This window comes from Streptomyces sp. GMY02 (assembly GCF_019056675.1).
In the GTDB taxonomy this organism is placed as follows: domain Bacteria; phylum Actinomycetota; class Actinomycetes; order Streptomycetales; family Streptomycetaceae; genus Streptomyces; species Streptomyces odonnellii.
Genome location: NZ_CP077658.1, coordinates 8,217,054 through 8,229,076, shown reverse-complemented (window position 1 = coordinate 8,229,076; position 12,023 = coordinate 8,217,054). Strand labels below are relative to the sequence as shown.

Annotated in this window: 3 protein-coding genes (1 of these 3 only partly in view); all 3 read right to left on the bottom strand. The window is 71.5% G+C overall.

Features of this window, described 5'->3' with window-relative positions:
* Positions 1–14: 14 nt before the first annotated feature.
* Positions 15–2,918, bottom strand: a complete 2,904-nt coding sequence (locus KQY30_RS34645) for an AAA family ATPase (protein ID WP_217310447.1) — start codon at positions 2,916–2,918, stop codon at positions 15–17.
* A gap of 477 nt (positions 2,919–3,395) precedes the next feature.
* A complete protein-coding gene (locus KQY30_RS34640; protein WP_217310446.1) occupies positions 3,396–4,151 on the bottom strand; it encodes a thioesterase II family protein in 756 nt (251 codons plus the stop codon).
* A gap of 265 nt (positions 4,152–4,416) precedes the next feature.
* Positions 4,417–12,023 carry the end of a type I polyketide synthase gene (locus KQY30_RS34635; protein WP_217310445.1) on the bottom strand. Its footprint extends 25,486 nt past the window's final position, so only the last 7,607 of its 33,093 coding nucleotides appear in the window; its start codon lies off the right edge, out of view — the gene reads right to left on this strand; its stop codon occupies positions 4,417–4,419.

Sequence of the window (12,023 nt, the reverse complement as noted above, 5' to 3'; positions counted from 1 at the left end):
TCGCTCCGATCGCTTCAGCGTCGCCAGCGTGATTCGAGTACCCAGCCGGGCGGTTGTCCATCGGGGATGTCCGGAGTGTGCAGTACCGCGCCCAGTTCGGTCCGGCGGCTGACGCCCAGTTTCCGGTAGACGCTCGTGAGATGGGTCTCGATGGTTCTCACGGTCACGAAGAGCGATTCCGCGATGGATCGGTTGCTCTCCCCCGCGGCGGCGAGGCCGGCCACTCTGCGCTCCATTCCGGTCAGCATGTCCAGTGGCGAGGCGCTCATCTTCCGCATCCTGCCGCCTGCCGTGACCAGCAGTTTGCGAGAGGCCCCGGCGAGGGCGAGCGCGCCGCAGCGCTGGGCGAGGTCGGTGGCGGCGCGCAGCCGCTCACGGGCGCCGCGCTGGTCGCCGGTCTTCAGCAGCGCCCGGCCGAGCAGGTATTCGGCGTCGGCGTGCATGGCCCGGGCGGGCGACTCCGCCAGGAGGCGTACCGATTCGGTGAGCAGCTCGACACCCGCCCCGCCGGGGGTGACCAGTCCCCGGGAGAGCGCGGCGAGGCCGAGCGCGCGGGGGGTGCCCCAGCGGCCGGCCAGTTCGCTTCCGTACTCGACGATCTCCCGCGCCTCGTCGGCGCGGTTCATCTTCACGAGCAGCCGGACCGCCTCCGCCCACCAGGGGAGGAACAACGGGTTGGTGAACCGGGACTTCTCCAGCGAGTCACCGCATTCGAGGAACAGCGCGAGCGCCGCCTCGCGGTCGCCGAGCGCCCGGCGGGCCCGGGCGCGGGCCATCAGATACCAGTGGTACTGGAGCACGAACCGGTCCAGGTCCGGCCGTTTGATCCCGAGCAGCAGGTCCTCGGCGCGCTGGGGTTCGCCGCGGTCGACGAGGACGGTGGCGAGCGCGGCCTGCGGCATCACGGCACCGTCGCCCCAGCGCTCCTCGCCGATGATCTCGATGGCCGTCTGCGCGTCGGCCAGTGCGTCGGGGACGGCGCCCGCGCCGTGCAGGATCAACGCACGGGCGGAGAGCCCGAGCACGTAGGTCCAGACCGCGGCGGTCGCCTGGCTGTGCTGGAGCAGTCCGTCCAGCGCGTCCAGCGCATCGCCCACCTCGTCGGCGAGACTCAGCGCGAACGAGGAGGAGATCACCGCCCAGCTCTCCAACTCGGTGCCGGGGAAGCGCAGCGCGCGCCGGGCCTGTTCGGCCGTCCGGCCGGCGGAGCGGCCCTCCATCGCGTTCAGTACGGCCATCGTCGCGAGCATCTGCCGCTGGGCGGGGGTGTCGCCGGGCGGTACGGGGAGCCGCGCGGCCCGGTCCCTGGCCGCGGAGATGGTGGACTTCTCGTCGGCGCCGATGGTCAGCAGGACCGATTCGACCAGGGTGCGCAGCTCGCGGTCGGCGGGGTCGGGCTCGGGGCCGAGACCGGCCTCCAGCGCCGCCAGGACCTCCTCCAGAACCCGGGCCCCGGCCGGCGACTGCTGTACGGCGATGCAGGTCATCCCGTACCGGACGGCGACCGTCGCCCTGGTACGGATGTCGCCGACCCTGTCGAGCGCCTCCTCCAGCAGCCGGAGGGCCTCGGCCGGGTTGATCTCCGCGAGCAGGGTGGCCATCCGGACGCGGACGGGCACACTGTGCGGCTCGACTTCGAGCACCCGGTACAGATAGCGCACCGCGGCTTCGGGCGCGCCCCGGCCCTCGGCCTGGGCGGCGGCCTCGCGGAGCACGCCCGGCATCCAGGGCTGGCTCACCGCGGGCAGCAGCATGAGCTGTCCCGCGACATCCTCGGCGGGCCGGCCCGCGTCGCTCAGCAGCAGGGCCGCTCTGGTCCGCAGCTCGGCCGACGCCGTGGCACCCGCGGGTCCGAGGACGGCGGAGCGGACCATGTCGTGCACCAGATCGGGCCGGTCGGGCGCCATCAGCTCGGCGCGCCGCAGGACGAGCACGGCGTCGGCCACGAGCGAGGGGGGCACGTCCGCCAGGGTGGCGATCAGCTCCGGGGACTCCTCGCCGAGGACGGCGATGGCTCTGGCGACACAGCGGACCCACGGCGGCTGCCGGTCCAGCAGCGCGCCGACGGTCAGGCTGACCACCTGGCCGCCCACCTCGGCGAGTCTGCGCGCGCCCCTCTCGTCCGGCTGGACGCCTTCGGCGCGCAGCTCGGTCAGCAGCCGGCTGAGAGTGAAGGGGTTGCCGCCGGAGACGGTGGCGGCCCGCTCGACGAAGCACGGTTCGACGGGCCCGGGAAATACCCGGCGGGCCATCTCGGCCACGTCCCGCGTGGCCAGCGGCGCCAGCCGGAGCAGGGTGGGGCCGCGCTGGGCAACAATGTCGGCGAGGGCGACGGGTGCGACGGGCTTGGCCTCGCCACGCTGCGCGAGGACGACCAGCAGGGGCAGGCCCTCGGCGCGGCGGAGCAGGAAGTCGACCCAGCAGAGCGAACGTTCGTCGCACCACTGGACGTCGTCGAGGACGAGAACGAGCGGGCGGTCCGCCATCAGGTTCGCCACGAGCCAGTAGAGCCCGTGCAGGACGGGGTAGACGCCGGGCCCGCCGGGTGTCCCCTCGTCGGCCGGTCCCGAGGTGAGCGCGGGCAGCGCGCGCCGGGCGAGTCCGCGCAGCAGGGGGGAGTTCCTGGCGTCCTCGCCACTGAGGCCGAGGGAGCCGAACAGCTCGCGCACCCCGCCGTATCCGGCGCCTCCGACGACCTGGCGGCACGATCCGTACAGCACCGCCATGTTCCGGCAGGCGTCGCTCTTCAGGAAGGCCCGGAGCAGGCTGGTCTTGCCGATGCCGGCCGGCCCCGACAGGTGCACCAGTCCCGCCCGCCGGGCGCGCGCCGCCTCGGCGTGGCGGGCCAGCACCCGCAGCTCCTCGGCGCGGCCGAGCAGAGCGCTGGACAAACCCCTGAGATCGGCCCGGTCCAGCATCACGGTCTCCTCGCAGCTCGGGGGACACAACAGACGCGATGACTCGTCGATGACATCCCGCACAACAGGAACAACAATCGACCGGACGCGAGGGTACGTGATCTCAGGATCCCGCTTGCCCCTTGAGCCTCCGGAGCCCCGGCGCCGGTGGCTCCGGGCGCGCTGAGCAGGTCATCGACCGATCGATGCCTGGGGACTACCCCGCGCGGACTGGATCACTCACCACCGTCTCCCAGACGCCAGAAGTCGTTCAGGAGACGACAGCACACCTTTCGGTGAACACCGCCGCTTTCGGGGCAGGACACCGCGCCGGAAGAGCAACTCCCTTCCGGTGTACGGCAGTCCGGCGCGTCCGGCGCTGTGGTCCGGTGTCTGTCTGTCGTGTCCTCTGGTCTCCGGTGCCGGGGTGTCCCGAGTCCCGGTGGGCGGTGGATGTCGGTTGGTGGGGGAGGAGGAGTTGTGGTTCCCGGGGCCCGGTCAGCCGGAGGACGAGAGGTGCCCCCGCAGCAGCGCGATCACAGCGGGCGCCTGGCTGCCCAGGAAGAAATGCCCGCCGGGGAAGACCTTCAGGTCGAACGCCCCCGTGGTGTGCCCGCGCCAGTCCCCGGCCTCGTCCAGCGTGGTCTTCGGGTCGCTGTCGCCGGTGAGCGCGGAGATGGGGGCGCGGACGGCCGTACCGGGCTCGCACCGGTAGGTCTCGATGGCCCGGTAGTCGCTGCGGATCGCCGGCAGGATCATGCGCAGGATCTCCTCGTCGCCGAGGAGCGCCGTGTTCGTACCGGAGAGGAGCTTCAGCTCCTGGACGATCCCGTCGTCGCTGCGCCGGTGCACGTTCTCGTCGCGGAAGCGCGACGGCGCGCGCCGCCCCGAGGCGAAGAGATGCGACAGCTCACCGCCGTCGGCCTCGAACCGCCGCGCGACCTCGAAGGCGATCGTGGCGCCCATGCTGTGCCCGAAGAAGGTGGTCGGCCGCGCGTGGAACTGCTCGCGCAGCGCCGCGTAGACCTGGTCGGCCATGGTGCCGATGTCGTCGGGGCTGGTCTCCTTGCGCCGGTCCTGCCGTCCCGGGTACTGCACCGAGAACACCTCGGCCACGGACGACAGTTGAGCGGAGACCGGGAAGTAGAAAGACGCCGAACCACCCGCGTGGGGGAAGCAGAAGAGCTGTCTGGGGCTCTCGGGTGCCGGATGAAAGCACCGTGACCACAGGCTCTCCTCCGTGGACGTCGTCATCGTGTCGCATCCTCCTAGACCTGGGCAGGCGATCCGGACCGGCCGGCGGTGCCTGCCATCGACATGCGGACTCGTACGGCAGCGGTGGCCGGGCATGCGCACTCCGGCCGACGGCCACCACGCTCCCGTGCACGGCCACCCCATTCCACTAGGGCGGACAGTGGGTGATTCCCTAGTCTCTTCGCGCTCCACAGTGCCAGACACCGTCCCGTGCCGGACACGGGTACCGGCCGGACCGCGATCCGGCCAGGTACCCGTATCACTTTCAGGACAGGCCCAGTTCGTCGTCGAGGAGAGCGAACACATCGTCGTCGGAGGCGGTGTCCAGATCGAACTCACCGGTGCCGTTGGCCGAATCCTGCCGCAGCGCCGCCCACTTGGTCCTCAGTACCTCGATCCGTCCGGCCACATGCTTGAACTCCTGTGCGTCGACGGTCATTTCGGCGATCGCCTTCTCCAACTGGTCGAGCGTGGCGAGTACGGAGCCCGCGCCGGTGACCTCCTCCGTGACGAGCTGCGAGTGGAGATGGCCGACGACATCGGCCGCCGTGGGGTAGTCGAACAGCAGGGTGGCCGGCAGCCGCAGTCCGGTCGCGGTGTTCAGCCGGTTCCGGAAGTCCACCGCCGTCAGCGAGTCGAAGCCCAGGTCCTGGAACTGGCGCGTGGCGCCGATCGCCGTACCGTCCGCGTGACCGAGCACCACGGCGGCCTGGTCCCGTACCAGCTTGAGCAGAATTTCGCGGCGCTCCTCGTCAGGCAGTCCGGTCAGCCGCCGGGTGAGCCCCGCGGCCGTCTGCGGAGCGGCTGTCGCGGCCCGCCGGGACGGGGTACGGACAAGACCCCGGAGCAGGGCCGGGACGGCGCCCTGCGCGCGCAGGGCCGCCAGATCCAGCCGTACTGGTACCGCCAGCGCCCGCGCGCCGGTGACCGCGGCGTCGAACAGCGCCACGCCCTGGCCGGCGGAGAGTGGCGGCATGCCCGAGCGCGCCAGCCGTTCCATGTCGGCCTCGGTGACGCTTCCGGTCATGCCTCCTGTCTGCTCCCAGGGGCCCCAGGCGAGTGACACGCCGGGCAGCCCTTCGGCCCTGCGGTGTTCCATCAGGGCGTCCAGGAAGGTGTTGGCGGCGGCGTAGTTGGCCTGTCCGGCGCCGCCGAACACGCCTGCCACGGAGGAGAAGACCACGAATGCGCCGAGGTCGAGATCCCGGGTCAGTTCGTGCAGATGCCAGGCGGCATCGGCCTTGGGCCGCAGTACGGTGTCGAGCCGGTCGGGCGTCAGCGAACCGATGGTGCCGTCGTCCAGCACACCCGCGGTGTGCACCACGGCGGTCAGCGGGTGCTCGGCGGGCACGGCGGCCAGCACCTCGGCGAGCGCCGCGCGGTCGGCGACGTCGCAGGCCGCGAGTGTGACTTCTTCGGCACCGAGTTCTTCGAGCGCGCCGACGAGGTGCGCGGCGCCTTCGGCGCCCGGGCCGCGGCGGCTGAGCAGAAGGAGACGCCGTACTCCGTGGTCGGCGACGAGATGCCGGGCCAGGACTCCGCCCAGACCGCCGGTTCCGCCGGTGATCAGTACGGTGCCGCCGCGCTCCCACGGATCTTCGTCGGCCCGGCCGGGCCGGCCGTCGGCCGTGGCCGGTTCGGGCCGGGAGATCCGGTCGAGCCGCGCGGCCCTGATCTCCCCTGCGCGCAGGGCGAGTTGGGGTTCGTCGGAGCCGAGGGCACCCGGGACTCCGGGGGCTTCGGCGTCCGCTGCCGACGGCGTCGCCGGGTGCGTCGCCGGGTCGAGATCCAGCAGGCCGAAGTTGCCCGGATTCTCGGACTGCGCGGAGCGCACCAGACCCCGGACGGCCGCGGCGGCCAGATCGGGCACTCCTCCGCCGTCCACGGCCACGGCGCCCCGGGTGACGAACACCAGGCGCGATCCGGCGAACCGCTCCTCGGCCGACCACCGCCGCACCTGCTCCAGTGTCCGGTCCAGGACCGCCCGTACGGATCCGGGCATGGCACCGGCCGCCGAGTCACCGCGAACGGTCACCAGCACGGCATCCGGCACCGGGCCGCCTTCCGTGGCCGAGGCCAGCGAGGCGAGATCGTCGTACGCCTCGGCCCGGACCCCCGACTCGACGACGGTCTCGGCGAGCCCGAACGGATCCGGCCCCACCAGGGCGACCGATTCGGGAACGGCCGGTGCCGCCGGTACGGTGATCCACTCCACCCCGAACAGCGCGTCATGGGCGGTGCCCGCCGACTGGTTCAACTGCTCGCTGGACACGGCCCGTACGAGCAGCGAGTCGACCGTGGCGACCGGCGCGCCGGAACTGTCCGCGACGGCGATCGCGACGGCGTCCTTGCCGCCGGAGGGCGTGATCCGCACGCGCAGCGAGGCGGCGCCGGTCGCGTACAGCGAGACGCCTTCCCACGAGAAGGGCAGTCCGCCGCCGCTGTTCTCCGTGCTCTCCCCCGCGAGGAGGGAGGCATGCAGGGCGGAGTCGAGGAGGGCAGGGTGCAGACCGAACGCGTCGGGCTCGGCGCCCTCGGGGAGGCTCACCTCGGCGAAGATCTCACCGTCGCGGCGCCAGGCGGCCCGCAGACCCTGGAACACCGGACCGTACGAGAACCCGATCTCCGCGAACCGCTCGTAGCAGCCGTCGAGTTCAAGCGCCTCGGCGCCCTTCGGCGGCCATTGCGCGGCGTCGAAGTCGATGTCCGACGAGTGGGTACGGCTGGTGAGGGTGCCGGTGGCGTGCTGGGCCCAGGGGGCGTCGGCGGCGTCCTCGGGCCGCGAGTAGACGCCCACCGTGCGGCGGTCCGACTCATCGGGGTTGCCCACCGCGACCTGCACCTGTACGGCGCCGCGCTCGGGCAGGACCAGCGGGGCGGCAAGGGTCAGTTCGTCGACGCGGTCGGCGCCGACCTCGTCGCCGGCGCGCAGGGCCAGTTCGAGCAGGGCGGTTCCGGGCAGCAGGATCCGGTCCATGACCGCGTGGTCGGCGAGCCAGGGATGGGACTGTACGGAGAGCCGTCCGGTGAACAACACGCCTTGTCCGGCGGCCAGTTCGACTGCGGCGCCGAGCAGCGGATGCCCGGCGGAGCCGAGGCCGGCCGCGCGCACATCACCCGTACCGAAGCCACCGCCGGGCCGGCCGGCCGGCCAGAACCACTGGTGCTGGAAGGCGTACGTCGGCAGATCCACGCGCTGAGCACCTGTCCCGGCGAAGAACCGGGCCCAGTCGACCGATACACCGTGCGCATGGACTTGGGCCAGCGCGGTGAGGGCGGTCAGCTCCTCCGGCCTGCCCTTGCGCAGAACCGGTACGGTGACCGTCCCTTCGGGCGCGGACTCCTGGGCCATGGCGGAGAGCACCCCGTCCGGGCCCAACTCCAGGAGGGTGGTCACGCCCTGGTCGGTGAGGGCGCGGACGCTGTCGGCGAAGCGGACGGCTTCGCGGACATGCCGTACCCAGTACTCGGGCGAGCACAGCTCCTCGGCCGATGCGAGAGCACCGCTCACATTCGAGATCACCGGGATGGACGGAGCCTGGAAGACCACGCCTTCGGCGACCGATCGGAAGTCATCGAGCATCGGGTCCATCAGCGGCGAGTGGAAGGCGTGCGAGACCCGCAGTCGGCTGGTCTTGCGGCCGAGGGCTTCCAGTTGCGCCGCGGCCTCCACGACCGCGTTCTCGGCACCGGAAAGCACCACCGAGGAGGGACCGTTGACGGCTGCGATCGAGACCTGGTCGGAGAGATACGGGGTGACCTCGTCCTCCGTTGCCTGGACCGCGACCATCGCACCACCTGCTGGCAGCGCCTGCATCAGCGAACCCCGCGCCACCACCAGCCGACACGCGTCCTCCAGCGAGAACACCCCGGCCACATGGGCAGCGGCGATCTCACCGATCGAATGACCGGCCACGAAATCGGGCCGCACACCCCACGACTCCACCAACCGGAACAACGCCACCTCAATGGCGAAAAGCGCCGGCTGAGTGAAACCAGTCTCATTCAGCCGATCCGCGTCCTCACCCCAGATCACCTCCCGCAGCGAACCACCCAACTCCCCGTCCAACAGGGCGAGTACGGAGTCCAGCGCCGCCGCGAACACCGAGAACCGCCCGTACAGCTCACGGCCCATACCGAGCCGCTGCGAACCCTGACCCGAGAACAGCACCGCCGACTTACCACCGAGCACCGAACCCGACACCGCCAGCGGATCCGGCTCACCGGCCCCCAGCGCCGACAACGCCCGTACCGCCTCCGCCCGATCACCCGCCAGCACCACCGCACGCTGATCGAACACCGACCGGCCCGTCGCCAACGAGAAACCAAGATCCAGCGACCGAGACCCGGTCCCCTCCACCAGAGCCACCAGCCGCGCCGCCTGGTCGCGCAACGCCTCCGGCGACTTCCCCGACAGCACCCACGGCACCACGCCCGCATCAACCGGTTCCTGGGAAGAGGTCACCGGCTCAGGCACAGCCGTCGGCTGCTCCAGGATGATGTGCGCGTTCGTACCACTGATCCCGAAGGACGACACGCCTGCTCGCCGGACCCGCTCGGTCTCGGGCCAGGCGGTCTGCTCGGTCAGCAGCTCGACGGCGCCCGCCGACCAGTCGACATGCGACGACGGCTCGGTCACATGCAGTGTCCTGGGCAGCATTCCGTGCCGCATCGCCATGACCATCTTGATCACACCGGCCACACCGGCGGCAGCCTGGGCATGGCCGATATTGGACTTCACCGAGCCCAGCAGCAGCGGACGCTCGGGATCACGGTCCCGCCCGTATGTGGCAAGCAGCGCCTGGGCCTCGATCGGGTCACCCAGCGTCGTACCCGTACCGTGCGCCTCGACCGCGTCCACATCGTCGGCCGACAACCCGCCACTGGCCAGCGCCTGCCGGATCACCCGCTGCTGCGAAGGACCATTCGGCGCCGTCAGACCATTCGACGCACCATCCTGATTCACCGCCGACCCACGGAGCACCGCCAGCACCTCATGCCCATTGCGGCGCGCGTCCGAAAGACGCTCCAGCACCAGCATGCCGACACCCTCCGACCAGCCCACACCATCAGCCGTATCCGAGAACGCCTTGCACCTCCCGTCAGGCGAAAGCCCGCGCTGCCGCGAGAACTCCACAAACGTGCCCGGAGTCGACATCACCGTCACACCACCGGCCAGCGCCAACGAGCACTCACCGCCCCGCAGGGCCTGGGCCGCGAGATGCATTGCCACGAGCGACGACGAGCATGCCGTGTCCACGGTCATCGCGGGACCTTCGAGGCCCAGTGTGTAGGAGACCCGGCCCGAGGCCACGCTGCCCGCGCTGCCCTGGCCCTGATGGCCTTCGAACTCCTTGCCGTTGAGTGTCGTCCCGTAGTCGTTGTACATCACACCGGCGAACACACCGGTCTGGCTGTCCCGCAACGACACCGGGTCGATTCCGGCTCGCTCGACCGCCTCCCACGAAGCTTCCAGCAGAAGTCGCTGCTGCGAGTCCGTCGCCATCGCCTCCCGCGGACTCATCCCGAAGAACGCGGCGTCGAACTCCCCCGCGTTCTCAAGGAAGCCGCCGGAGCGGGTGTAGGCGGTTCCGGCGTGGTCCGGGTCGGGGTGGTACAGCGACTCGATGTCCCAGCCGCGGTTGGCGGGGAACCCGGAGATCGCGTCCGTGCCCTCGGTGACCAGCCGCCACAGATCCTCCGGCGAGGCCACCCCGCCCGGGAACCGGCAGCTCATTCCCACGACCACGATCGGATCGTCGGCCGTCGGCGGCAGCAGCCGGACCGGGACCGACGCCTCGGGCTCCGTGCCGAACAGCTCGTCGCGGAGATGGTCCGCCAGCGCCGCCGCGGTCGGGTAGTCGAAGATCAGTGTCGCGGTGAGCCGCAGCCCGGTCACCGTACTCAGCCGGTTCCGCAGTTCGACCGCAGTCAGCGAGTCGAAGCCCAGGTCGCGGAACGGGGCGGCCGCGTCGACCGCTTGCCCATCGGCGTGGCCGAGCACCAGGGCGACCTGACTCCGTACGAGGTCCAGCAGTTCCGCACGCCGCTCGGCGGAGGTCAGTCCCTCCAGTCGGCTCAGCAGTCCGGTGGCGGCGGCCGATCCTGCGGTGGCGTTCCGGCGGGCGCGACTGCGGACCAACGCCCGCAGCAGCGGCGGCACTTCGCCCCCCTGTGCTCGAAGCGTCGGAAGATCCAGTCGTACGGGTACGAGCGCCGCCTCGGAGTCGGCGAGTGCGATGTCGAAGAGCGCCACGCCCTGGTCAATGGAGAGCGGCGGCATACCCGAGCGGGCCATGCGCCGCATATCGGCCTCGGTGACGCTGCCGGTCATGCCTCCCGTCTGGTCCCAGGGACCCCAGGCTAGTGACAGCCCCGGCAGCCCTTCGGCCCTGCGGTGCGCGGCCAGCGCGTCCAGGAAGGCGTTCGCGGCGGCGTAGTTGGCCTGTCCCGCCCCGCCGAGCAGTCCGGCGACGGAGGAGAAGACAACAAAGGCGGCGAGGTCGAGGTCCTTGGTCAGTTCGTGCAGATGCCAGGCCGCGTCCGTCTTCGGGCGCAGTACGGTGTCCAGCCGCTCCGCGGTCAGCGAACCGACGGTCCCGTCGTCCAGCACGCCCGCCGTATGGACCACGGCCGTCAGCGGGTGCTCGGACGGCACAGAAGCAAGCAGGTCCGAAGTCGCGGACCGGTCGGCGAGATCGCAGGCGGCCAAGGTGATCTCGGCGCCGTACGCGGTGAGTTCGGTGACCAGTTCGGACGCGCCGGGCGCCTCGGCGCCCCGCCGGCTCGCCAGCAGGAGATGCCGTACTCCTCGCTGGGTCACGAGATGCCGGGCGAAGACCGCGCCCAGGCCGCCCGTACCGCCGGTGATCAGGACCGTACCGTCGGGGCCCCAGAGACGAGCCGTGTCGGTGTCGGTGCGGGTGTCGCTGTGGGTGTCGGTGCTGGTTGTACGGGTCAGTCGGCCCGCGAGGAACTCGCCTTCGCGGATGAGGAGTTGAGGCTCAGCCGTACCGAGCGCGAGTGCCTGCGGCAGGGCAGCGGGCGACGGCTTGTCGGAGCCGAGGTCCAGCAGCCCGAAGCTGCCCGGGTGTTCGGTCTGGGCGGAGCGCACCAGGCCCCAGACCGAGGCGGCGGCCACATCGGTGACCTCCTGGCCCCCGCCCGCGACCGCGCCACGTGTCACAAACACCAGCCGGGAGTCGCCGAACCGCTCTTCGGCGAGCCATTCGTGGATCAGCGCGAGCGCCTGTGCGGTCAACGTGTGGGCGGATTCCGCCACTTGCCCATCAGGCTCAGCGGCCATACCCACCAGGACGGTGTCCGGCACCGGGCCCTCCCCCGCTGCCAGAGCGGCGAGGTCGGCAAATGTCCGGGCTGGCTCGGCTGTCGCGGCTGTCGCGGCTGGCTCGGCTGTCTCGACGGGAGTTTCCGGCCGCGCCAGCCCTGCGGCGAGGTCCAGTACGTCGGTGCCGAGAACGGCGATCGAGGGCAGGGCATCCGCGCCGACGGCAGGCACCGCAGTCCAGGTGAGCCGGAACAGAGAGTTCACGGCGGCGGCAGCAGCTCGGGTGTCACCGAGTCCGTCGCCCGACACGGCTCGTACGAGGAGCGAGTCGACGGAGGCGACCGGCGCACCGGTTGTGTCCGCGACGCCGATCGAGAGTGCCTCATTGCCGGCCGGGGCGATCCGTACACGGAGCGCCGAGGCGCCGGTGGCATGCAGCGAGACACCTTGCCAGGAGAAGGGCAGTCCGCCGCCGCTGTTCTCCGTGCTCTCCCCCGCGAGGAGGGAGGCATGCAACGCGGAGTCGAGCAGGGCGGGGTGCAGACCGAACGCACCCGGCTCGGTGCCCTCGGGAAGGCTCACCT

What these genes read in the sequence shown, in the direction of transcription:
- KQY30_RS34645 (WP_217310447.1), bottom strand. Translation starts at nt 2,918, where the DNA reads ATGCTGGACCGGGCCGATCTCAGGGGTTTGTCCAGCGCTCTGCTCGGC.
- KQY30_RS34640 (WP_217310446.1), bottom strand. Translation starts at nt 4,151, where the DNA reads ATGACGACGTCCACGGAGGAGAGCCTGTGGTCACGGTGCTTTCATCCG.